Consider the following 22,626-nt stretch of genomic DNA (forward strand, 5'->3'; position numbering starts at 1 on the left):
TGCGGGCAGCGTCCTTGCCCGGCCGGTCTCCCGGCCGGGCAAGGATGCCCGGGATCACTCGAGGACGGCGAACTGCCCGTCCTGGACGACCTGCACGACGGCCGGGTGGACGGCGTCGCGGTTCTCGTCGATGGAGAACTCGCCGAGCACGGTCGGGATGTTCTCCAGCTCGCCGAGCGCCTCCTTGATGCTCTCGCGGTCGGCCGAGCAGTTGGCCCGCACGGCCTGGTCGACGAGCATCAGACCGGTGTAGGCCTGCGCGGCGAACTGGTCCGGCTGCGCGTCGTACGCCGCCTGGAAGTCCTCGAGGAAGGCCTGGTTCTCCGGGTTGTCGGACGAGGAGTTCCACGCGGCGCCGACGACGACGCCCTCGGCGGCCTCTCCGGCGTCGGCCATCAGCCGCGGGTTGTTGAACCCGTTGCCGCCGATGATCGGCACGTCGATGCCGAGCTCGCGGGCCTGGGTGACCAGCGGGATCGCCGCCTCGATGAGCGCCGAGACGATCAGCGCGTCGGGCTCGCTCTGCTGCGCCTGGGTGAGCAGGGCGCGGAAGTCGGTGTCGGACTTGGAGAAGGTGATGGTCTCGCTGACCTCGACGCCCTCCTCCTCCAGCGCCGCAGCGAACGCCTCGTAGCCGGACTCGGTGAACGCGTCGTCGTTGCTGTACATGACGACGACGTTCTCCAGGCCGTACTCCTCGGTGGCCTTGGCGATGGTCTGCGGGATGACCGCGGACTCGGTGAGCGAGTTCCGGTGGATGTAGTCACCGATCTCGGTGACCCCGGCGGCGGTGTTGGAGATGCCCAGGACCGGCACGCCGGCCTCCTGCGCGATCGGGTCGGACTGCACCGCCGCGTTGGAGAGCGTGGGTCCGATGATCAGGCTGACGTCCTGGGAGACGAACTCGTCGAAGAGCGTGATGCCCTGACGCGGGTCGGTCTGGTCGTCCTCGATCGTGAGGTCGTAGGTGACGCCCTCCTTCTCGTTGAGCTGCTCGAGGGCCAGCTCGAGACCGCGCTGCTGGGACTCCCCGTAGCTGGCGGCCGCACCGGTCAGGCTGAGGACGGCGCCGATCGGCACCTCGCCCTCGATGGAGCAGGAGTCACCGGTGCCCTCACCCGCGAGTTCGCCGGATGCTGCCGAGCCGCCCTCCCCGTCGTCGGAGGAGCAGGAGGCAAGGACGACGACGGCCGCGGCGGCCGCGGCGACGGTGCTGAGCTTGGTGCGCATGTCTCTCCAGTTGTCGTGCGCTGCGACCGCACCGGGCGCGGCATGATCCGCGTCCGGAGCCCTACGCGAGGGCGGCGTCCGGCTTCCGCCTTCCGGCGGAACGCTGCGGCCGACGTGTCCGGGCCGGCTTGCTGCAGGCGTCACAGTAGGCACAGACGGGCTGCCCTCGGCCGTGGTACGGGGCGACCGTTCCCAGAACGTGACCGGCCGCCGTCCCGGGACGCCAGGGGCATGGTTGCGTCCGGCCCCGGGGAGCGATCGCGCCGCCGTCGGGGGGCGCTGATGCCGTCCAGAACTCGATCGAAGGGTTCGAACCCTTCCGGGAGCCGGAACGGCGTCGGCTTCCTGTCCTCCCCACCGGGCACGCGCCGTCAGGGCGTCGACGGGAGTGCCGGGAGAGTTCGAGCGGCAGCGCCACCGATGCGGCGGAGAGGAACCCGGTCAGCCGCTGCTGCTGAGGAGTGCGGTGGCCGGCGCAGACCTCGGCTCGCTTCACGGCGTCCTACCTCACCGTTCAGGGACCTACCTCACCATCGACGGTGAGGGAGGACCCCTGTTGACCAGGAGACCTGATCATGAGGGCGCTCGGTCAGGCCCAGCGGGTGCGCATCGACAGGGCGGCGAGGGTGGCGGCTCCCGCCGTCGACGTCCGCAGCACCTCGGGGCCCAGGCGAACCGCCTCGGCGCCGGCCGCGCGGAAGGCGACCACCTCGCCGTCGGTGAGCCCGCCCTCGGGGCCCACGATGACCGCGATCGTGCCGCTCTGCGGGATCTGCAGCCCGGAGAGCGGCCGGCGGGCCTGCTCGTGCAGCACGACGGCGAGGTCGACGTCGGCGAGCATCCCGCACACCTCGCGGGTGGTCATCGGCTCGGTGACCTCCGGCACCCGCGGGCGCCGCGACTGCTTCGACGCCGCCCGGGCGGTCGACCGCCACTTGGCCACGCCCTTGGCGACCCGGTCCTCGCGCCAGCGCGTCACGCACCGCGCGGCCGTCCACGGCACGATGCGGTCCACCCCGAGCTCGGTCGCGAGGTCGACGGCCAGCGGGCCCCGGTCGCCCTTCGGCAGCGCCTGCACCAGGACGAACCCGGGGTCGGGCTCGGGCACCTCGAAGCGGGCGCGCACCGCCACCCGCAGTCCCTCGGCTCCGGCCGACACGACGTCTCCCTCGGCCACCGTGCCCTGACCGTCGCCGACCCGCACCCGTTCCCCCGGCGCGAGCCGCAGCACCTCGACCGCGTGCCGGCCCTCGGCACCGTCGACGAGCAGCTCTGCACCGTCATCGAGGGCCTCGGGCAGCGCGTCGAGCAGGAACAGCGGGGCGCCGTCGAGCTCCGGGGCGCCGACGTCGGTCATCTCAGCGGCCGTTGAACGCGTCGCGGACCCGGGAGAACAACCCGCCCTGCGCCTCGCGGTTGGCGTCGGCCCGGTCCTCTCCGCGCAGCGCCGCGAGCTCGCGCAGCAACTTCTCCTGCTCGGCGTCCAGACGGGTCGGGGTGGCGACCTCGACGTGCACGACCAGGTTGCCGCGGCCGGTCCCGCGCAGCCGGGGCGCCCCGTGCGCCCGGAGGGTCAGCACGCTGCCGGACTGGGTGCCGGGCCGGATGTCGAGATCCTCCTCGCCGTCCAGGGTCTTGAGGCTCAGCGTCGTCCCGAGGGCCGCCGAGGTCATCGGCAGCGTGACGCGGCAGTGCAGGTCCTCGCCGTCCCGGGTGAAGACGTCGTGCGGCCGCTCGTGGATCTCCACGTACAGGTCACCGGCCGGGCCGCCGCCGGGGCCGACCTCACCCTGGCCGGTGAGCCGGATGCGCATGCCGTCCTCGACGCCCGCGGGCACCTTGACCTGCAGCGTGCGCCGCGAGCGGACCCGACCGTCGCCGCCGCACTCCCGGCACGGGTCGGGGATGACCTGGCCGGTTCCTGCACACGTCGGGCAGACCCGGCTGGAGACGACCTGCCCGAGGAAGCCGCGCTGGACGCTCTGCACCTCTCCCCTGCCCGAGCAGGTGGTGCAGGTGGTCGGGTGGGTGCCCGGCGCGGTGCCGGCACCGGTGCACACGGTGCAGAGGACGGCGGTGTCGACGGTGATGTCCTTCGTGATGCCGAAGACCGTCTCGTCCAGTTCCAGCTCGACCGGGATCAGCGCGTCCCGCCCGGCCCGGGTGCGGCTGCGCGGTCCGCGCGTCGCCGCCCCGCCGAAGAAGGCGTCCATGATGTCGCCGAGCCCGCCGAACCCGGCGCCGCCGAAGCCGCTGGCGCCGCCGCCACCGCTCGGGTCGAACGGGTCGCCGCCGAGGTCGACGATGCGGCGCTTGTCGGGGTCGGTCAGCGCCTCGTAGGCGCGGGTGACCTGCTGGAAGCGCTCCTTGGCCCCCGGGTCGGGGTTGACGTCAGGGTGCAGGTCCCGCGCCATCTTCCGGTAGGCGCGCTTGATGTCGTTGTCACTGGCATCGCGGGCCACGCCCAGCACGCCGAAGTAGTCGGTCGCCATCGGGTTTCTCAGCCTCAGCTCTCGGCCAGCAGGTGGCCGACGTAGCGGGCCACGGCGCGAACCGCGGCCATGTTCATCGGATAGTCCATGCGCGTGGGCCCCACGACCCCGAGCCCGCCGAGGGCGCGATCTCCGGCGCCGTAGCCGACGGAGACGAACGATGCGCCGGTGAGCGCCTCGTGGGCGTTCTCCTCGCCGATCCGCACCAGCACCGTGCTCGCGTCCACCTGACTCATCAACCGCAGGACGACCACCTGTTCTTCCAGCGCCTCCAGCAGCGGCCGGAAGGTGCCCGGGAAGTCGAGGGCGTTGCCGCGCGCCAGGTTCGCCGTCCCGCCGATGACCAGCCGGTCCTCGCTGGGCTCGACGAGGGTCTCCAGGAGGGTCGCGCTGACCGTGGCGACCAGGCCCCGCAGGTGCGAGGGGGCGGTCTCGACCAGGTCGGGCACCTTGTCCCCGGCGTCCACCAGCTTCACGCCGACGAAGGCGGTGTTGAGCAGGGTGCGCAGCTCGGCCACGGCCTCGGCGTCGACGTCCACGGGGATGTCGACGACCCGCTGCTCGACCCGGCCGGTGTCGGTGATCAGCACCAGCATCAGGCGGGCGGCCGCCAGCTGCACCACCTCGAGATGGCGCACGGCACTGCGCGACAGCGTCGGGTACTGGACGACGGCGACCTGGCGGGTGAGCTGTGCGAGCAGGCGGACGCTGCGGCTCAGGACGTCGTGCAGGTCGACGGCGCCGTCGAGGAAGCGTTCGATCGCCCGCCGCTCGGCCACCGACAGCGGCTTGACCGCCGACAGCCGGTCGACGAAGAGCCGATACCCCTTGTCCGTGGGCACCCGGCCGGCGCTGGTGTGCGGCTGGGTGATGTAGCCCTGCTCCTCCAGCACCGCCATGTCGTTGCGGATGGTGGCCGGGGAGACGCCGAGGTCGTGCCGCTCGGCGAGGGCCTTGCTGCCCACGGGGTCGTTGGTCGAGACGTAGTCCTGGACGATGGCCCGGAGCACTTCCAGGCGGCGTTCGTCGTGCGCCACGGTGACACCTCCCCGTACCGGTCGACGTGCCGTGCGGCGCCATGTCTCCCGGTGCGGTGCCTGGGAGCGGTACTGGCACTCGCACGGGCAGAGTGCCAGGCCAGCATACGTCCGACCGGGCGGCCCGTCGCGTGGCTCGCGGGTGTGCTCACCCACCCTGGTGGACGACGGCGCCGGCCCGGCCCGGCGACTAGGGTGGGCCCTTCGGCGTCCCCGCACGGGGCAGAGAGCGGAGGTCGGTTCCCTGATCTTCAAAGCGGTACGTGACGGCCGCCCGTACCCCGACCACGGCTTGTCCACCCGGGACTGGGCGATGATCCCGCCCCGGCAGGTGCGGATGGACACGCTGACGACGACGAAGAAGGAGCTGGCGCTCGACGCGCTCCTCGCCGACGACTCCACGTTCTACGGCGACCTGTTCCCGCACGCGGTGCAGTGGCACGGCGACCTGTACCTGGAGGACGGTCTGCACCGCGCACTCCGGGCGGCCCTGCAGCAGCGCAACGTCATCCACGTCCGGGTGCTCGACCTCGACGCGCTCACCCCGGTGCAGGCGCCCTCGGGCCCCGCCACGGCCTCGATCCCCGCGCAGCCGCCGGTGCCCAACCCGCGCCGGGTCTAGGAGCCTCCCCATCGCCCGGTGAGCTGGAGCAGGCCCGACGCCCGCCTCAGCGCAACGGGTCGAACGGGCGCAGCTCCTGCGGCGCCTTCCCCTCGAGCACGGTCCGGGCCAGGAGCATGCCGGTCACCGGCCCCAGGGCGATCCCCCACATCCCGTGCCCGCCGGCGACGAAGACCCGGGGCGAAGTGGTCCCACCCAGCAGCGGCAGGCCGTCGGGGGTGACCGGCCGGGAGCCGACCCACTCGTCTCGCCGGTCGTCGAGGTCGACGCCGGAGAGGAACGGGCGGACGGCGTCCACGACCGCCTCGATCCGGCGGTGGTCGAGCGCGTCCTCCGGACGGCGGAACTCCATCATCCCGGCGATGCGCAGCCGGTCCCCGAGCGGCGTGCAGGCCACCCGTTCGACGGGGAAGTACAGCGGTCCGCCCGGCATCCGTGTCACCGGCACGCTGAAGCTGTAGCCCCGGCCCGCCTGCACCGGCTGCCGGACGCCGAACCGCTGGACGAGCGCGCCCAGCCAGGCACCGGTCGCGACGACGACGGCGTCGTGCCGCTGCTCCCCCGCGCCGGTGGCGACGACCACGCCGTCCCCGGTGTCGGTGAGGTCGGTGACGCCCTCGCCCTCCACGATCGCGCCGCCCCGGGCCCGGACAGCGGCGGCGAGTGAGTCCACGAATTCCGGCGGGTTCAGGTAGCGCTGGCCGGAGATGCGCAGCGCCGAGCCTGCCTCGCCGGTCAGCACGGGTTCCATCGCCCGGGCCTCGGCACCGGAGACGAGGCTGAACCGGACGTCGCGCTGCCCGGCCTCCTGGACGCCCCGCAGCTCCGCGAGCAACCCCTCCCGCTGCCGCTCGGACCGGTAGACGGCGAGGAACGGCTCGCTGCGCCTCGTCCGCGCGGTCACTCCACCGACGGCCAGGGTGTCGAAGGTGCCGAGCGCCTGCTCGTTCAGCGGCACGAAGGCGGCCATCCCGCGGCGCCACTGCCCGTGCGTGCTGTGGCGGGCGAACGAGGCGAGGAAGCGCAGCAGCCCGGCGTCGGCGCGCAGCGGCAGGTAGACCGGTGAGCTCGGGTCGAGGACGGCCTTCAGCCCGTAGCGGAGAACGGCCGGCTCCGGCAGCGGCGCGGCCAGGGTGGGGGTGAGCCAGCCGGCATTCCCCCACGAAGCGCCGGCCGCGACCCGGTCGCGCTCGTAGACGGTGACCGACGCTCCGCCCTCCTGCAGGAACCAGGCGGTCGCGAGGCCGACCATCCCGGCGCCGACGACGGCGACGTCGCGGGGTCCGCCGCCCCTCGACGCCGTCCGCGGGCCTCCTCCGCCCATGTCAGCGCGCGGCGGTGCAGGCGACGCAGGTGCCCGCGAACGGGCGGAGCTCGAGGCGCTCCTCGGGAATCTCCGACCCGCAGCCGGTGCACCGGCCGTACGTGCCGGCCTCGATCCGGGCGAGCGCGGCGTCGATCTCACCGATGGTCACCAGCAGGTCGGCGCTGCGCCGCTGCGCGACCGGGTCGGGAACGGACTGGGCGCACTCGGCGAGGGCCTCCTCCCGCTGGCGGACGCTGTCGGCGCGGTGCTCGTCGAGCAGGGCGCGGAACCGGTCGTGCGAGCCGGCGGGGGTGGTGGTGTCGACGCTGGTGGACATGCGGAACTCCTTCGGGCAACACGGGAAGACGCGGTCACCGGTGGTGGCGCGTCAGGACGGGCGGTTGCGACTCCGGGAGGGAGTCAGGAGCCCTGCGGCGGGGCCCTGTCCTGGCTGCGGCGGAGGACGTCGAGTCCTCGCAGTCCGCGCGCTCGCCGGTTCATCGCCAGGGCGAGCAGCATCCCGCCGGAGAGGGCGGGGACGGCGGCGGCGCGGGAGCCGTGCGGGGAGCCTGCATCTCGGAACGCGTACGCGTCCATCGCCGACCACCCCCTTGCACAGTCCGGCGCCGTTGCCGGAACTTGGCACCTTAGCCCAGAACGGCCCAGGCTACCCGGCCCTTTCGGGTGACGGGAGCGTCGCGACCGCCGGTCGAGGATGCGGGACCGGGCAGCCGTCCGGGAACGTGCCGAGGCGCGCCACGTCGTACCCGTGGGGGTAGCTGCGGATCTGCGGCAACTGGCGGGCGAAGAAGGGCGTCCGGCGGGGCGGGAGGAACCGCACGAAGCGGCCGCGCGCCACGAGCCCGCCGCGGACCAGCGCGCGGAACACCGGGTGCGGGTGGGGGAAGCCGAAGGCGTCGAGCAGCGGTGCCTCCATCACGGCCAGCGAGATCCGCCGGACCAGCGCCGTCGGAAGGCGGTCGTTGGGCGGGAAGGTCGACAGCAGGGCGAGCGTCGACTCGGCGACGTCGCGGGCCCCGGCGTCGACACCGAAGTGCTCGCGCTCGTAGGCGTCCAGGCAGCGGGCGAACGACTGCCAGGTCTGCGGGATGTCGCGGATGCCCATGCGCCGGCCGAGGTCGCGGTAGTAGTTGGCGCTCGCGACCCGCTCGGTCTCGGTGAGCCGCCGCCACCCGTAGGCGTCGATCCACCGGATCGGCAGGACGACGAAGGTGGCCAGCACGTACCGCAGGTCGTCGTTGCCGATGTCGTACGCGCGGTGCATCCGGTTCATCCGCCGGATCGCTGTGCGGCCCTCGTCGCTGGCCGGGCCGTGCTCCAGGACGGCATCGAGGATCAGGACTGTGTCGTCGTAGCGCTTCTGCGTCCGCTGGGTGAACTCCCCCGTGCGCGCCAGGAGCCCGCCGATGCTCGGGACGGCGTAGGTGCGGAAGAGCGCGAAGCTCAGCGCCTGGTTGAGGTCCCACGGGAACTCGTGGGTGCCCATCAGCCGGTAGATCTCGGCGAACTCCCGGGCCGGGTCGAGGGCCTCGATGCACCGGCGGATCTCGAACCGTCGTCCCATGCCGGCGGAGCATGCTCGCCGGACGGGCGGAACGGTAGGCCACCGCCCGCCCGCCGGGCTCTCGCGGTGTCCCGCTGCATCCCCGCTGCTGCATGACCGCACGAGCAGACGGACGACGCAGGAGGAACGGCCCGCTCTCGAGGCAGTGCCGGCTCCGGCAATCGTTCGCCCTGAAGGCGGCCTATGGGACAGGAACTGCCCGACTGCAGACCGACTCGTCGAGTGACGGCGGGGCTTCCCTCGTGACCTGCGAGGAGCGTCATGTCGTCGAAGATCACGTCGATAGGGAAACCCCTCGCGCCTGCGCAGCTGGTGCGGCACCATGCTGCCGCGTGTCCACACGGACTTCCGATCCAGGCCTGAGCCGAGGCCGCCGCATCTCCGTGCGAGTTCTCGCGGGGCTCGGCCTTGTCACGTACTCCCTGCTCTTCGCGTTCGTGGCGGCGGAGACCAGCGGCATCGTGACGTCCTCGCCGGTCGGCTCACCCGATGATCCGCTGCCCTCCCCGGAGGCCCTGGCGGGGGCTGCGGCACCGGGAGAGGCCGTGCACCTCGTGGGCGCGCTGGGGGTTCTCGCCCTCGGCGCCTCCGGTCTGATCGCACTCCTGCTGGGGCCACATCGGTTGGGCGCATCACGGCAGGTTCTCGCGGCCGTCCTGGCCTTCCTCGTGGCGGTGCCCATAGTGGGGAACCCCGATAACGTCGGTGGACAGGCCGGAGCCGTGGATCCGGTCCTTCTCGTGCTGGGGGTGCCTCCGCTCTTGGCGGCCCTCGTTGCCGGTCCGTTCCGGGCCGTCGGATCTGATCCGCTTCGGCCTCTGCCGCTGATCCTCGCCGCGGTGGCCATTCCGATTGCTGCATCGTGGGGCGTCGGTCAGGCGCTGAATCAGCGCAACACCTTCCCGCCCACGGCGGACCCGCATCACCAAGCCCACTGGCAGGCCATGGCGGTTTTTGCGTTCGCAGTGGTCCTCGTCCTCGCTGCAGCCGCCTTCGCCGGCAGTGGCTGGCGCCTAGGCGCCACGATGGCCGGCATGTGCGCGATGGCCTTCGGGGTGACCACGATCGTCGCTCCGACTGCCGCGTCAGCGGCCGAGCCGATCTGGGCGGTGGCCGCCCTTGTCTGGGGTGTAGCCGTCTTGTATGCGGCCTGGAGTGACAAACCTCGTGCCGACGGCCGGCGCTAGGCGCTCTGATCCCCGCCCCGCAAGAGACAGGCTTTCCCTTAGCCTCAATCCACCGACGGGCCGGGGCGGTCGGTGGATTGATGCTTAGGTCGCGGCTAGGGGGCCCGAGGGTGGCTCGTCGGATGGCTGGGTATCAGGAGACTCTGCTGCATCCTCCCGTCCGGGAGCGGCGGCGTCGGGCTTGGACGGGGTGCCGAAGCCGAGGGTGAACCTCGACGTCTGCAAGCCGCAGCGGTATCAACCGCCCGTCTTTGTCTCGCTTCCACAGCCGTCCGGCTGCGTCCCGGAACTCCACCTCGGGAAGTGGTCCACCGCTGACCTCATAGCCGGTGGCGACGTTGCCGGTTGCGAACTTGATCAGCATTCCCGCCCGCTCCCGAGGCAGCTCCCGCTCGGAAGTTGCCTTTGCCGGCACCTGATCCAGCCGGTACGGCAGGGCGGTTCCAGGTACCCGGACATTCACCTCGGATACCGGAGAGTCGCTGCCGTTGTGGACCAGCAAGACGCGGTCCGTCGTGCCCGTGGCCCGGTGCTGCGTCCGGTCCTCGCCCGACCGTCGCGCAATCCAGGCGGCGACCGTGCTCGCCTGAGCGCGTTCCCTGTCGAGGACGCTTCGCCGGTAGGACAGTGCGGCAACCGTGAAGAAGCTGCTGGTCACGATGGTCCCGATCCACGTCGGCACGTTGCCCCAGTCGAGCCCCAGCCAGCCGCTGACCATGAGCACCACCGCCATTGCCGATCGTGTTGGCGGACGGTACAGCTGATCAGCCCCGCCACGCGGGATGCGCGGCGGCGCCGATCCGCCTTCTTGACCCCTCCGCGGGATGCCGCCGAGGTATCCCATAGTGGGCCGCTCGGGGTCACGGAGTCATGGGATATAGGGCGTGTTTACCTGCGAGCGCCGGACCCGAGCCGCTCGGCGTGCTGGAAAGCCGTGTGGTGCTAGGGCCGGCTCCGCCGGCGCGTCACGCCGCCACGGGGCCGGGGCCGGGCACGGTCAGATGTACAGCGACATACCCGCCACCGCCGTCATCGTCGTCGGGATCTCCGCAGCCGACCAGTCCCATGGTGATGAGGGCCAGCACGGCCACCAACGAGATGCGCCGGCGCACAGCACGGCGACGGGCAGCATCAGGGTTCGACGGGTTCGCCAATGTCCCGACCACGGGTTCCTCCTCTGGCAAGCTGCGCTCCCCGGAGGCACAGCATCCTCCACGCGGGCAGCGCGCGCAGATGTGACGCAGCTCCGGTGTGCCGGCTGCCCCTGCCAGGGCCAGTTGACGAGATGACCTCGCAACGGCCGTCGGTGTCCCTCGATCGGCCGCTCGGGACACGTGTCGCAGCGACTCAGACGTTCCCGCGGGGATCGTCGACAGTCGTCACCCCGCTCACCTTGACCACGCTTTCGCGGGAACGGCTCGGCGACCCCAGCCTGTCCTCACGTGGGCCGCTCGGGGACAAACTCCCGCCGCCCCGCTGCGCCGGCAGGGGGAACGTCGGTGACGCAGGACTAGTCCGTGAGGTCGCGGACGACGGCGTCGGCCAGCAACCGCCCGCGGTCGGTGAGGACGGCGCGGCCGGCTGCGTGCGCCTCCGGGTCCAGCAGCCCGCGCGCGACCGAGTCCACTGCCCGAGCCCGGCCGACATCGGACAGGTTCCCGAGCGGCAGGCCCTCACGGAGCCGTAGCCCCAGCATGATCGTCTCGAGCGCGCGGTCCGCGTCGCCGAGCAGTTCGGCGTCCTGGGCCGGGCTCATCCCGGCCGTGAGCCGGTCGGCGTAGGCCGCCGGGTGCTTGACGTTCCACCAGCGCAGGCCGCCGACGTGGCTGTGCGCGCCCGGCCCGATCCCCCACCAGTTGGCGTTGGCCCAGTACAGCTCGTTGTGCCGGCAGCGGGCGGCGTCCGACGTCGCCCAGTTCGACACCTCGTACCACTCGAACCCCGCCGTCCGGAGGGTCGTGTCCGCCTGCTCGTAGCGGTCGGCGAGGACGTCGTCGTCGGGCATGGGCAGCTCGCCGCGGCTGATCCGGCGGGCCAGCCGGGTGCCCTCCTCGACGATCAGCGCGTAGGCGCTCACGTGGTCGACCGGGCCGGACAGGACGGCGTCGAGGGAGGCCGCCCAGTCCGCGTCGGTCTCCCCCGGGGTGCCGTAGATGAGGTCGAGGTTGACGTGCTCGAAGCCGGCGGCCCGCGCCTCGTGCGCCGCCTCCACCGCCCGGCCCGGGGTGTGCCTGCGATCGAGCACCGCGAGCACGTGCTCGGCGGCCGACTGCATGCCCAGGCTGACGCGCGTGAAGCCGGCCTCGCGCAACCGGGCGAGGTAGTCGCGGTCGACCGTCTCGGGATTGGCCTCGGTGGTGACCTCGACGTCGCGCGACACCGGGAACAGGCGGTGGATCTCGGCGAGGACGGCGGCGAGGTCGCCGGCCGGCAGCAGGGTGGGCGTCCCTCCCCCGACGAAGACGGTGGAGACGGTCGGCAGGTCCGGGCCCAGCGTCTCGGCGGCGCGGCGCAGCTCGGCGATCGCTGTCCCGGCGTACTCGGCGCGGTTCGCGCCCGGGCCGAGCTCGTCGGAGGTGTAGGTGTTGAAGTCGCAGTAGCCGCAGCGGGTCGCGCAGAACGGCACGTGCACGTACAGGCCGAACGACGTGGTGGCCAGGTACTCACGCGCGCTCTGCGGAAGTGCGTCGGGGCCGGGCGACCCGGCCAGCGGCGCAGAGTCGGGGAGTGTCGCGGCCGGCAGCAGCGGCAGGACGGTGTTCATCTGCTCCCAGTGTGCCGCGCGGAGGCCATGGCCCGGCAGGATGACGGGTGTGACTTCCGATCGTGTGGTGCAGGTCGACGTGTTGCGCGGGGTCGCGACGCTGACCCTCGACTCCCCCGCCAACCGCAACGCCCTGTCCCGCGCGATGCGGGCGCAACTGCGGGCGGAGCTGTCCGAGGCGCTCGCCGACGACGCGGTACGGGCGGTCGTGCTCGACCACACCGGGCGGGTGTTCTGCTCGGGCATGGACCTGGCCGAAGCCGCGGGTGGCAGCGTGCAGGACCAGGGAGTCCGCGAGTTCCCCGACCTGCTGGAGCTGATCTGGTCGTCGCCGAAGCCGGTGGTCGCCGTGGTCCGCGGCCCGGCGCGGGCGGGCGGTGTGGGGCTCCTGGCCGCCTGCGACATCGTCGTCGCGGGTGCCTCGGCCACGTTCGCGTTCTCCGAGGTGCGGCTGGGCCTGGTCCCGGCCGTGATCTCCGCCGTCGTCCGGCCCCGGATGGTGCCGCACGTGGCGCACCGACTGATGCTCACCGGCCAGGTGTTCGACGCGGACACCGCAGTGGTCGGTGGCCTGGTCGACCTGGTCGTGCCCGACGCCGACGTCGACGCCGAGGTGCGCGCCCAGCTGGTGCACCTCACCGCCGGCGCTCCGGCTGCGCTGGCCGAGACCAAGCGCCTGCTCCGGGCCGGCACCGCCCTGGAGTTCGACGAGCTGCTCGACCTCTCGGCGCGCTTCTTCGCGAGCGAGGAGGGCCAGGAGGGCATCGCGTCGTTCCGCGAGAAGCGCCCCGCCCGCTGGGTGCCGACGACCGACTGAGTCGGTCGAGAGTCGTGCTCTGCCCACCACCGTGGGCAGAGCACGACTGCCCCCCGACCGATGTCGGGGTCAGCGCAGGCGGCGGGTGTTGTCCGGCAGCCGGACGGTGACCCCCTGGGCGTCGAGCCACTCGGCCAGCGGGACGGCGACCCGGCGACTGGTGCCCCACGCCTGCCGGGCCTGGCTCAGCGTGAACGGCTGCGCGACGGTCGCGAGGCGGGCGCGGGCGACCTCGGCGATACCGGGGGCGAGGTAGACGCCGTCGGCGATCCGCACGAGGCGGCCGCTGCGGACGGCCGCGGCCAGCTCCCGCACCCCGAGCCCGGCCGCGACCAGGTCCGGCGCCTCCGGAGCCGCGAAGGGGTCCCGCTCGAGCCGGGCCCGGATCTCGTCCACCGCCCGTTGCACCTCCGGCGGGAGCGCGGAGGCGCCGTCGACCACCCGCCCCTCGCGCAGCTCCAGGGGCGGCCGGACCACCGCGGTCACCAGGTCGACGTCGGGCAGATCGAGGGCCCGGCGCACCACCTCGACCGGCGGGCCGGGCTCCAGCGGCCGCAGGGTCCGATAGCGGACCACGACGCCGGGCACGCGCTCAGCGAGATCGTCCTGCAGCCCGGCCGCCATCAGCCACCGTCCGTGGACGGTGGCACCGTCCGGCACCGGCCAGCCCATGGCCGTGAAGTCGTCGACCCGCACGATCCGGCGGCGCGCCAGGTCGACCGCGGCACCCGCCGTCCCTCCAGGCTGGGCGGCCAGTTCCGCGGCGCGCGCGCTGGCCGCCCCCCGACGGCGGAGCTCCGGCGGGTCGACGTCGCGGACGTCGGCACCGAGCACCCGCCGGGTGCCCGGATCGCGCAACAGCAACCGGTCGCCCACGCGCAGCGGCAGGGCGGCGGCCAGCCGCAGCCGGACCACCGATCCCTCCAGGGGCCGCAGCCGGGCGCCGACGGTCGCGGAGCCGATGTGCACCACCGGTTCGGCCGGCAGCCGCTCCCCCGGCTCGCCCTGGAGCGTCACGTCGACGACGTCGGTCGAGCGGAAGGCGCCCGGGCTGAGCAGGACGTCGCCGCGGGAGAGGTCCTCGACCGCGACGTCCCGGAGATTGAGCGCCACGCGGGCGGTGGCGGTCGCGCGCTCGACCGGCGCCCCCAGCGACTGCACCCTGCGGACCACGACCTCCCGGCCGCCGAGCACCAGCCGGTCGCCGGCCGCCACGCTGCCGGCGGCCAGGGTGCCGGTCACCACGGTGCCGGCGCCCCGGATGGTGAAGGCGCGGTCGATCCACAGCCGCACGGGCGCGGACGGATCGGCCGGCGGCAGACCCGCAAGCAGGCTCTCGAGAGCGGTCCCGAGGTCGCGGACCCCCTCACCGGTCACCGAGCTGACGGCGACGGCGGGCACGTCACCCAGGGAGGTCGTCGCCAGCCGCGCGCGGACGTCGGCCGCCACGGGCGCCGGGTCGGCGAGATCGGACTTGGTCACCGCCAGCAGGCCGTGCCGCACCCCGAGCGCGTGGAGCACGTCGACGTGCTCGGCGGTCTGGGCCGACCAGCCGTCGTCTGCCGCCACCACGATCAGCACGGCCGGCACCGGGCCGACCCCGGCGAGCATGTTGCCCACGAACTTCTCGTGACCGGGCACGTCGACGACCGCCACCCGGCGTCCGGAGCGCAGCGTCGTCCAGGCGAAACCGAGGTCGATGGTCAGGCCGCGGCGCCGCTCCTCCGCCCAGCGGTCGGGCTCCATGCCGGTGAGCGCCCGGACGAGAGCGGACTTGCCGTGGTCGACGTGCCCGGCCGTGGCGACGACGTCCATGTGGTTGACGTCCGACTGGTCGACCGAGGGGGGTGTCATCGCGCGGCGGCCGCCAGCACGGCGCCGGCGAGCTCCTCGTCGGCCGACGGCGGAACGCTGCGCAGGTTCAGCAGCGTGCGGTCGCCCTCGACGTAGCCGACCACCGGCGGGCTGCCCCGGCGCAGCAGCGCCGCGAAGGGCTCCGGCAGCGAGACCGCCGCACTGGCCAGCGGGTGCTCGGGGGCTCCTCCCCCGCCCACGCGGGCGTCGGCGTCGACGGCTCGGGCATCGAGGCCGGCGCCGGTGAACCGCGCGGCCAGCGAGTGGGCCCGCGCCCGCAGCCCGTCGAGGTCCGCGGCGAGCATCTCCTGCACCGGCGGCAGCGGACCACGCAGCGTCGCCTCCAGCGCCGCGAGGGTCGTCTTGTCCACCCGCAGGGCCCGGTACAACGGGTGCCGCCGCAGCCGCTGCACCAGGTCGGCGCGGCCCAGCACGAGCCCGGCCTGCGGGCCGCCCAGCAGCTTGTCCCCGCTGGCCAGGACGACGTCGGCGCCGGCGGCCAGAGTGCTCTGCAGGTCCGGCTCGTCGGGCAGGAGCGGATGCGGGCGCAGCAGGCCGGAGCCGACGTCGGCCACCAGCGGCGTGCCCGTCCCCGCCAGGGCGGCGGCCAGTTCGGCGACCTCGACCTGCCGGGTGAACCCGCGCACGACGAAGTTCGACGGGTGCACCTTGAGCACGGCTCCGGTGTCGGGACCGAGAGCGCCTCGGTAGTCGGCGAGCGTCACGCGGTTCGTCGTCCCGACCTCCCGCAGCCGGGCGCCGGTGGCGGTCAGCAGCTCCGGGATCCGGAAGCCGTCACCGATCTCGACCAGCTCGCCCCGGGCCAGGACGAGCTCGCGGCCCTGGCCGACGGCGTTCGCGACCAGGGCCAGCGCGGCGGCGCAGTTGTTGACGACGATCGCGGCCTCGGCGGCCGGGACCGCGGCGAGCAGGGCCCCGATGGCCGCCTCGCCCCGCGGACCGCGACGACCGGTGGTCAGGTCCAGCTCGACGTCGGTGGTGCCTGCGGCCGCGGTGATCGCCTCGACGGCGGCCGGCGACAGCGGCGAGCGACCCAGGTTGGTGTGCACCAGCACCCCGGTCGCGTTCAGCACCGGCTGCAGGCTGCTCGCGGTCCCCGGCAGCGACGCCAGCACCGCGTCGACCGCTGCCGTCGGGGCGACCTCGCCGTCGCGGATGCGCTGCTGCACCTGCTGGACGGCGCCCTTGACCAGGCCGCGACCGAGCCGCTCGCCGGCGGCGGACAGCCGAGGGTCGGCGAGCAGCGTGTCGGTGCGCGGCACGTGACGACGGGGGTCGGCGCTCATCGCCCGCAGCCTAGGGGGAACCGGAACGTCCCCACCGGCTGGTCGACCCGGGCCCTCAGCGGACCCATGAGAAGTTCTGGCGGAGGCGGACGGGAATCGAACCCGCCTGACCGAGATGCTCGGCCACGTCGGCTTTAGAGGCCGCGGGGGTCACCAGACACCCTGACGCCTCCAGCGGCCACCTTACGTGCCGACGATCATCGGAAAACTGTCGGTGGGCAGTGCCAGCATCCGCGCATGACCCGCTCCGAGCACCGCACCGCCGCGACACTGCCTCCGGTCACCCTGACGCCCGAGGAGGCCGCGGCCGTCGCCGTCGCCCTCGCGGCTCGGCCCGACGGGCCTTACAGCGACGCCGGTCGCGGCGCTCTGGAGAAGGTGCTCGACGTGCTCGAGCCCGATCCGGCCCGGCGGGCCCAGTTGCTCGCCACGAGCCTGTGGGTGTCGGCCGAGGCGGGGCACTCCGCCGACGTGCGAGCCGTCGTCGAGGAGTCGGTCGCACGGCGTCGCGTGGTGTCGCTGCGCTACCGCGACGGCAAGGGTCTGGCGTCCCGGCGCGAGGTGGAGCCGCAGCTGCTGGTCCAGAGCAGCGATCACCTGTTCCTGGTGGCGTGGTGCCGCGAGCGCGACGCACTCCGCTGGTTCCGCATCGACCGCATCGAGGCCGCCGAGGTCACCGGCGAGGCCGCACCCCGGCGCGACCTCGCCGGACTGGGTGCTCCGCCGTCCTCCGGCCACCCCGCGGGCCGGCGGCTGGGCCGGACGCCGCCGGTCACGACCGAGCCGCCCCGGCTCACGGTGCTGCCGGGTGGCCGCCGTTGACCGGGCGACCTCCGACGACCGGCGCATGATCACGCCGTCGATCGCCGGGGCTACCGTCGGACGCGTGACTACCGCACCGGCCCGTATCCGGCTCACCCAGTACGCGCACGGCGGCGGCTGTGCCTGCAAGATCCCGCCCGGCGAGCTGGAGTCCGTCGTCGCCGGGCTCACCTTCACCGGCCCGGCCTCGCCCAACGCCGAGCTGGTGGTCGGCCTTGACGACGGCGACGACGCCGCGGTCGTGCGCCTCCCCGGCGGCCAGGGGCTGGTGCTGACCACCGACTTCTTCACCCCGGTTGTCGATGACGCCTACACCTTCGGCCGGATCGCCGCGGCCAATGCGCTGTCCGACGTCTACGCCATGGGCGGCACCCCGGTCGTCGCGGTCAACCTGCTCGGCTGGCCGCGGGACGTGCTGCCCGGCGAGCTCGCCGCCGAGGTGCTGCGCGGGGGGCTCGAGGTCGCGCAGGAGGCAGGCTGCCACGTCGGCGGCGGGCATTCGATCGACGATCCCGAGCCGAAGTACGGCATGGCCGTCACCGGCCTGGTCGACCTGGACCGGATCATCCGCAACGACGCCGCCGTGGCCGGGACGGCGATCTCCCTGACCAAGCCGCTCGGCGTCGGCGTCCTGAACAGCCGGATGAAGGCCACCGGCGAGGTGTCGGCGGAGGCGGTCGCCTCGATGACCGCGCTCAACCGGTCGGCCGGCGAGGCCGCGGTCGCCGCCGGGATCCGGGCCGGCACCGACGTCACCGGCTTCGGCCTGCTCGGGCACCTCTACAAGATGGCGCGGGCCAGCGGCGTGACCGCGGTGGTCGACGCTGCCGCCGTCCCCTACCTCGCCGGGGCACGGGAGGCGCTGGCCGACGGATTCGTCTCCGGCGGCACCCGGCGCAATCTCGACTGGGTGCGTCCGCACACCGACCTGTCGGGGGTGTCGGAGGACGAGGCGCTCCTGCTCGCCGACGCGCAGACCTCGGGCGGGCTGCTGCTCGGCGGCGAGGTGTCTGGGGCCCCGGTGATCGGCGAGTTCGTGGAGCGCGGGGAGTTCGTCGTCATCGTCCGCTGAGTTCGGCAGCAAGGTGACTCCCGGGTGGGAAAATCCCCGCCCGTCATGACATGTCCGCTTCCGGGGCCGGGATCACCGTCCCGAGTCCCGCAGCGCCCTGTTTGCATACGTGTTGAGCCGCAACAGCGGACGTTGAGCCGCGTCAGGGCGCGGCTCAACGTCCGCTGGAGCGGCTCGACCTGCCCTTCGGGACTCGAGGGCATTTCCCACCCCGAGGTCACCCTGCTGCCGAACTCATCGTCCGCTGACGGCCCCGGGAGCATCGCAGCGAGCGCTGGCGAGCGAGGAGCGGACCGGCTCGCGGAAGCGGACCGGAGCCGTCGTCCGCTGAGCCTCCGGGGGTGCTGCTCCGGCATGTCGCCGGGAACACGCCGCCGTCTGCGCGCCCCCGCGCGCGGAACGCTCGCCTGCCGAGTCACCGCGCTGCCACGCTGCCGCCCGCGACGGATCCAGAGAGCCCGCGGTCCGGCACCGAGGAGGACGGGATGGGAACGCGGACGGCCGGGAGGGTGCTCGGAGCGGCATTGCTGACGGCCATCACGGTGGGGGCAGCCGTGCCCGCGGCGGCCGCCACCGAGGAGCGGATCGGCTTCGCCAGCACCGGGCTCGACGGCACCGATCAGCGGACCGGACGGACCCTGCACAGCGCCTTCGAGATCTTCGACCCGCCGGCCGAGCAGCCGTTCGGGGTGACCGACTTCTTCGTCGGCGGTGCGGTGGCCGGGGGCGGCGAGGGCATCGTCTACGAGTGCACGACCGAGGACCGAGTGCCGGCGCAACTGGACGGGTTGGACTCCGCCTTCGCGGTGGGCGTACTGCGTGTCGACTGCGCGTCCCCCGTGGGGCTGCCGGACCGGAGCGGTTACGCGCTCGTGGGTCTGTTCTGGCGCGGCAGGGGGCCGGTCGAGCACCACGTCTTCGAGCGCGAGACCTGCACCGAGTACCTGGACGTGCGCCGCGCCCGGGTGACCGGTCGGGTGGTGCTCGTCGTGCCGGGTGTGGCCCTGGCACCGCTGGCCAATGAGGACCCCGCCGAGAACGACCTCCGTCAGCAGCGGATCGTGTGCTGAACCTGCCTGCAGAGACGGGTGGTGTCGCCTGCGGCCCGGCCGTGCCATAGCGTCCGGATCATGCTGGCTGCCTTCGTCTCCGCCCCTGCCCCGAAGGACCCGCTCTCCGTGCTGGAGGTCGGCGACCGGCCGGAGCCGGAGACGCTCGACGGCTGGACGACGATCCAGGTGAAGGCCGTCTCGCTCAACCACCACGACCTGTTCAGCCTGCAGGGCATCGGGCTGCCCGCCGAGCGGATGCCGATGATCCTCGGCACCGATGCGGCCGGCATCGACGAGGACGGCAACGAGGTCGTGGTGCACGGCGTCATCTCCACGCCCGGCTGGACGGGCGACGAGACGCTGGACCCGAAGCGGTCGCTGCTGTCGGAGGTGCACCAGGGCTCGATGGCGGAGAAGGTCGCCGTCCCCAGGCGCAACCTGCTGCCCAAGCCCTCCGAGCTCTCCTTCGGCGAGGCCGCCTGCCTGCCGACCGCGTGGCTGACCGCCTACCGGATGCTCTTCGTGAAGTCCGGCCTGAGGCCGGGCCAGACCGTCCTGGTGCAGGGCGCCAGCGGTGGTGTGGCGACGGCGCTGATCACGCTCGGCCGCGCCGCCGGATACCGGATCTGGGTGACCGGGCGCAGCGAGGAGAAGCGGGCCGCGGCGCTCGCCCTCGGCGCGGACCAGGCCTTCGAGTCCGGTGCCCGGCTGCCCGAGCGCGTCGACGGCGTCATGGAGACCGTGGGAGAGGCGACCTGGTCGCACAGCGTCAAGTCGCTCAAGCCCGGCGGCGTGCTGGTCACCTCCGGCGCCACGACCGGCTTCAACCCGGGCGCCGAGCTCAACCGGGTCTTCTTCACCCAGCTGTCGGTGATCGGCTCGACGATGGGCACCAAGCCCGAGCTCGAGGCGCTGATCGAGATGTGCCGGGTGACCGGGATCCGCCCGCAGATCGACGTCGAGCTGCCGCTCACCCAGGCGCGTGAGGGCTTCGAGCGGATGCTCGAGGGCCGCACGGCCGGGAAGATCGTCTTCACCGTCTGACCCGACGAGCGGCCTTCCGTTCGTCCAGTGAGGAGTTGTGGTCGCCTCGCCCGGCGCGTCCGCGCGTGTCGGCGACCACAACTCCTCACTCGGCCTCCCACTGTCAACCAGCATTGACAACGCGCGTCGACGCAACCTAGGTTGACAGGCATGGCGGACACAGCGCAGGTGGCATCGGCCGCCGGCAGCCGGGATCCCGCGATCGGCCTCAAGGCCGTGCGTTCCCTCCGGACGCTCGTCGAGCGGCTGGAGGCCCTCCAGGTGGGCAACGCGCGCGACCAGGGCTGGACGTGGGAGCAGATCGCCCAGCTCCTGGGCGTGACCCGGCAGGCGGTGCACAAGAAGTACGCGAGCGGCAGGTCCATCAGCGGCAGGGCGCCGCTCCGGCGGAAGGACTGACCCATGTTCGAGCGGTTCACCACCGAGGCCCGGCAGACCGTCGTCGGGGCGCAGACCGAGGCCCGACGGCTCAGGCACGGCTGGATCGGGACCGAGCACCTGCTCTTGGCGCTGCTCGCGCAGGAGACCCCGAGCACCGCCGTCCTGGTCCGGTACGGCCTGACGCACGACACGGTGGCCGAGTCGGTCTCGGCGCATCGCGGCGACGACCTCGACGCCGACGCCCTCAGCGCGCTGGGCATCGATCTCGACGCCGTCCGGGACAGCGTGGAGGCGAGCTTCGGGCCGGGCGCGCTCGACGCTCCGGCACGGAAGCCCGGGTGCGCGGAGCCGGGAAAGCACATCCCGTTCAGCCCGCGGGCGAAGAAGGTCCTGGAGCTGTCCCTGCGCGAGGCCCTCGCGATGAAGTCCAGGAGCATCCGCGACGGGCACATCGCCCTCGGCCTGCTCCGCGAGGGGGACGGCATGGCCATGACGGTGCTGGCCGACCGCGGCGTCGACACCGCGGAGCTTCGTCGCGAACTGACGGTCGCCCTGCGCTCCTGACCGCGTGATGATGCCCGGACGCAGATGCTCTGCGTCCGGGCACCGGTGCGACGGGTCAGGCCACCGCTCGGGTGTAGGCGCCGGCCTGCAGGACGCCCTGCGGGTCGTAGGTGTCGACGACCTCGCGGAGCCGGGCCAGCGTCGGCTCGTCGTAGGACCGGCGGGCGGAGACGGCGTCGTGCGGGATCCCGAAGTTCGGCCACACGCCTCCGGTGTCCCAGTCGCCCAGAGCCGCGAACACCGACTGTGCGTGCGCCATCGCACCCGCCGCCATCTCCTCGTCGATCGCCATCCCGACGGTCAGCACGCTGAACCGTGCAGCACGGTGGGCGAACGCGCTCGGGTGCGCGCCCTCGCGGGCGTAGGCGCCGCCGAGGTGCCGCACCTCGACGATCACCTGCGGGGACCTTGATCCGTGCCCGGCCACGGCGAGCAGCCGCTCGGCCGCCTCGGCGGGGAACCCGTTCAGCAGGATCGCCGGGTCGACGACGGGCATCGGGTCGACCGGGTCGGCGTGCACCGAGTCGATCTCGGTGTAGGGCCGCAGCCGGGCGTCGTCCAGGATCACCGGCGCCACCTCCCGGAGCTCGTTCAGCAGCCGGGCGCCCTCCGACGGCTCCCCGGCCCACAGGAACCGGACGGCCAGGGTCATCCGGCCGGCGAGCGGCGGCGGGATCTCGGGCAGCGGCGGCAGCTGGAAGATCGCGAAGGACGTCGTCCCCAGTTCGGGCAGGTCGTCCGCCCAGCCCCGCCACCGGTCGATGACCTCCGCGGCGTCCTCGGCGGCGAAGTAGATCGCCCCGCCGTAGAACTCCGGCATGCGGATCAGGTCGAACTCCATCGCGGTCACGATGCCGGCGGCCCCCTTGCCACCGCGGAGCGCGAAGAACAGGTCCGGGTGCTCGGTCGCGGTGACCCGGCGGAAGACGCCGTCGCCGGTGACCACCTCGAAGGCGCGCACGCGGTCGGCGTTGATGCCGTAGGTGCGGGCCAGCGGGCCGACGCCGCCGCCGGTCGTGTAGCCGACGATGCTGACGTCGGTGGTCGAGCCGTTGACGCCGGCCAGCCCGTAGGGAGCCGCCTTCGGGACCAGCGCGGACCACTTCACACCGGACCCGATACGGGCCCAGCCCTCGGGGTGCACGGTCACCTCGTCGAGGCCGCGGGTGAGGACGAGCAGGTGCCCCGCGAGCGACCGCTCCGCGCCGTGGCCGGTGGCCTGGACGCCGGCGGTGTAGCCGTGGGCGCCGGCGAAGCGCACGGCGGCGACGACGTCCTCGGCGGTGCGGACGGCGACGACGGCGGCCGGCCGCATCGGGACGGCCAGGTTCCAGGGCGAGACGAGCTGGTCGTACTCCGGCTCGTCCGGGGTGTGCAGGGAGCCGGTCAGCTCGGCGCGCAGGGCGTCGATCGCGGTCCGGGTGTCGACGGCGACGGGGGCGTCGAGGATGGCGGTCACGGGGTCCTCCAGGTCGGTGAGAACTGATGGA

General features: G+C 73.4%; 23 protein-coding genes and 1 tRNA gene. 9 read left to right on the plus strand and 15 right to left on the minus strand.

What is annotated here, in order from left to right; all coding sequences use genetic code 11:
• Positions 1-54: 54 nt before the first annotated feature.
• The 4 genes from FHU33_RS16410 to hrcA all read right to left on the minus strand — a co-directional run bounded on the left by FHU33_RS16410 (position 55) and on the right by hrcA (position 4,759).
• On the minus strand, positions 55-1,230 hold the full coding sequence (locus tag FHU33_RS16410; RefSeq protein WP_142026293.1) for an ABC transporter substrate-binding protein: 1,176 nt from the start codon (positions 1,228-1,230) through the stop codon (positions 55-57).
• Positions 1,231-1,819: 589 nt separating this feature from the next.
• Positions 1,820-2,587 carry a 16S rRNA (uracil(1498)-N(3))-methyltransferase gene (locus FHU33_RS16415; RefSeq protein WP_142026294.1) on the minus strand — a complete coding sequence of 256 codons (768 nt, stop codon included), beginning with the start codon at positions 2,585-2,587 and terminating at the stop codon, positions 1,820-1,822.
• Between the two features lies 1 nt (position 2,588).
• Complete coding sequence (gene dnaJ, locus FHU33_RS16420) at positions 2,589-3,722, minus strand: molecular chaperone DnaJ (RefSeq protein WP_142026295.1); 1,134 nt, start codon at positions 3,720-3,722, stop codon at positions 2,589-2,591.
• A 14-nt stretch (positions 3,723-3,736) separates the two neighbouring features.
• The gene (gene hrcA / locus FHU33_RS16425) at positions 3,737-4,759 is read right to left on the minus strand and encodes a heat-inducible transcriptional repressor HrcA (protein ID WP_142026296.1); all 1,023 of its coding nucleotides are present in this window, start codon (positions 4,757-4,759) and stop codon (positions 3,737-3,739) included.
• On the opposite strand from hrcA, the gene FHU33_RS26485 reads away from it, so the two are divergent.
• On the plus strand, positions 4,719-5,381 hold the full coding sequence (locus FHU33_RS26485; RefSeq protein ID WP_425456777.1) for a type II toxin-antitoxin system VapB family antitoxin: 663 nt from the start codon (positions 4,719-4,721) through the stop codon (positions 5,379-5,381). The two genes, hrcA and FHU33_RS26485, sit on opposite strands and share 41 nt — an antisense overlap.
• 46 nt (positions 5,382-5,427) lie before the next feature.
• Here FHU33_RS26485 and FHU33_RS16435 read toward each other — a convergent pair whose 3' ends face one another.
• The 4 genes from FHU33_RS16435 to FHU33_RS16445 form a co-directional block, all read right to left on the minus strand.
• Positions 5,428-6,705, minus strand: coding sequence for an NAD(P)/FAD-dependent oxidoreductase (locus tag FHU33_RS16435; protein ID WP_142026297.1), 1,278 nt, complete (start codon positions 6,703-6,705; stop codon positions 5,428-5,430).
• 1 nt (position 6,706) lies between these two features.
• Entirely contained in the window at positions 6,707-7,024 is a 318-nt protein-coding gene (locus FHU33_RS16440) for a TraR/DksA family transcriptional regulator (RefSeq protein ID WP_142026298.1), read from the minus strand.
• An 83-nt stretch (positions 7,025-7,107) separates the two neighbouring features.
• Positions 7,108-7,284, minus strand: a complete 177-nt coding sequence (locus FHU33_RS25070; protein WP_170182486.1) for a hypothetical protein — start codon at positions 7,282-7,284, stop codon at positions 7,108-7,110.
• 70 nt (positions 7,285-7,354) lie between these two features.
• On the minus strand, positions 7,355-8,272 hold the full coding sequence (locus FHU33_RS16445; RefSeq protein WP_142026299.1) for an oxygenase MpaB family protein: 918 nt from the start codon (positions 8,270-8,272) through the stop codon (positions 7,355-7,357).
• A 332-nt stretch (positions 8,273-8,604) separates the two neighbouring features.
• Here FHU33_RS16445 and FHU33_RS16450 point away from each other — a divergent pair, with 332 nt between their 5' ends.
• A complete protein-coding gene (locus tag FHU33_RS16450; RefSeq protein WP_142026300.1) occupies positions 8,605-9,459 on the plus strand; it encodes a hypothetical protein in 855 nt (284 codons plus the stop codon).
• A gap of 133 nt (positions 9,460-9,592) precedes the next feature.
• Here the strand turns inward: FHU33_RS16450 and FHU33_RS16455 are convergent, their stop codons facing one another.
• The 3 genes from FHU33_RS16455 to hemW all read right to left on the minus strand — a co-directional run bounded on the left by FHU33_RS16455 (position 9,593) and on the right by hemW (position 12,223).
• On the minus strand, positions 9,593-10,192 hold the full coding sequence (locus tag FHU33_RS16455; RefSeq protein WP_142026301.1) for a hypothetical protein: 600 nt from the start codon (positions 10,190-10,192) through the stop codon (positions 9,593-9,595).
• Positions 10,193-10,424: 232 nt separating this feature from the next.
• Positions 10,425-10,625 (minus strand): hypothetical protein, encoded by a 201-nt coding sequence (locus FHU33_RS16460; protein WP_142026302.1) that lies wholly within the window; start codon positions 10,623-10,625, stop codon positions 10,425-10,427.
• A 344-nt stretch (positions 10,626-10,969) separates the two neighbouring features.
• A complete protein-coding gene (gene hemW / locus FHU33_RS16465) occupies positions 10,970-12,223 on the minus strand; it encodes a radical SAM family heme chaperone HemW (RefSeq protein ID WP_142026303.1) in 1,254 nt (417 codons plus the stop codon).
• Between the two features lie 40 nt (positions 12,224-12,263).
• On the opposite strand from hemW, the gene FHU33_RS16470 reads away from it, so the two are divergent.
• Positions 12,264-13,040 carry an enoyl-CoA hydratase-related protein gene (locus FHU33_RS16470; RefSeq protein WP_142026304.1) on the plus strand — a complete coding sequence of 259 codons (777 nt, stop codon included), beginning with the start codon at positions 12,264-12,266 and terminating at the stop codon, positions 13,038-13,040.
• A 69-nt stretch (positions 13,041-13,109) separates the two neighbouring features.
• Here the strand turns inward: FHU33_RS16470 and selB are convergent, their stop codons facing one another.
• The 3 genes from selB to FHU33_RS25075 all read right to left on the minus strand — a co-directional run bounded on the left by selB (position 13,110) and on the right by FHU33_RS25075 (position 16,374).
• Positions 13,110-14,894, minus strand: a complete 1,785-nt coding sequence (gene selB / locus FHU33_RS16475; RefSeq protein WP_246063723.1) for a selenocysteine-specific translation elongation factor — start codon at positions 14,892-14,894, stop codon at positions 13,110-13,112.
• Positions 14,891-16,201 carry an L-seryl-tRNA(Sec) selenium transferase gene (gene selA, locus FHU33_RS16480; RefSeq protein ID WP_142026305.1) on the minus strand — a complete coding sequence of 437 codons (1,311 nt, stop codon included), beginning with the start codon at positions 16,199-16,201 and terminating at the stop codon, positions 14,891-14,893. The genes selB and selA overlap by 4 nt, the downstream gene beginning before the upstream one ends.
• Before the next feature lie 77 nt (positions 16,202-16,278).
• Positions 16,279-16,374: transfer RNA gene (locus FHU33_RS25075), tRNA-OTHER, on the minus strand.
• Positions 16,375-16,438: 64 nt separating this feature from the next.
• Between FHU33_RS25075 and FHU33_RS16485 the strand changes: the two genes are divergently transcribed.
• The 6 genes from FHU33_RS16485 to FHU33_RS16510 all read left to right on the plus strand — a co-directional run bounded on the left by FHU33_RS16485 (position 16,439) and on the right by FHU33_RS16510 (position 21,136).
• Complete coding sequence (locus FHU33_RS16485; protein ID WP_142026306.1) at positions 16,439-17,023, plus strand: helix-turn-helix transcriptional regulator; 585 nt, start codon at positions 16,439-16,441, stop codon at positions 17,021-17,023.
• Positions 17,024-17,087: 64 nt separating this feature from the next.
• Positions 17,088-18,095: a selenide, water dikinase SelD gene (gene selD, locus FHU33_RS16490; protein ID WP_246063726.1), complete on the plus strand. Its 1,008-nt coding sequence runs from the start codon at positions 17,088-17,090 to the stop codon at positions 18,093-18,095.
• Between the two features lie 485 nt (positions 18,096-18,580).
• A complete protein-coding gene (locus FHU33_RS16495; RefSeq protein ID WP_142026307.1) occupies positions 18,581-19,165 on the plus strand; it encodes a hypothetical protein in 585 nt (194 codons plus the stop codon).
• A gap of 60 nt (positions 19,166-19,225) precedes the next feature.
• A complete protein-coding gene (locus FHU33_RS16500) occupies positions 19,226-20,191 on the plus strand; it encodes a zinc-binding dehydrogenase (protein WP_142026308.1) in 966 nt (321 codons plus the stop codon).
• A gap of 150 nt (positions 20,192-20,341) precedes the next feature.
• Complete coding sequence (locus tag FHU33_RS16505; protein WP_142026309.1) at positions 20,342-20,590, plus strand: helix-turn-helix domain-containing protein; 249 nt, start codon at positions 20,342-20,344, stop codon at positions 20,588-20,590.
• Positions 20,591-20,593: 3 nt separating this feature from the next.
• Positions 20,594-21,136 carry a Clp protease N-terminal domain-containing protein gene (locus FHU33_RS16510; RefSeq protein WP_142026310.1) on the plus strand — a complete coding sequence of 181 codons (543 nt, stop codon included), beginning with the start codon at positions 20,594-20,596 and terminating at the stop codon, positions 21,134-21,136.
• Between the two features lie 55 nt (positions 21,137-21,191).
• On the opposite strand, the gene FHU33_RS16515 is transcribed toward FHU33_RS16510, so the two are convergent.
• Positions 21,192-22,595, minus strand: coding sequence for an FAD-binding oxidoreductase (locus FHU33_RS16515; protein ID WP_211355159.1), 1,404 nt, complete (start codon positions 22,593-22,595; stop codon positions 21,192-21,194).
• Positions 22,596-22,626: the final 31 nt, after the last annotated feature.

The organism is Blastococcus colisei (assembly GCF_006717095.1).
Taxonomy (GTDB): Bacteria; Actinomycetota; Actinomycetes; order Mycobacteriales; family Geodermatophilaceae; genus Blastococcus_B; species Blastococcus_B colisei.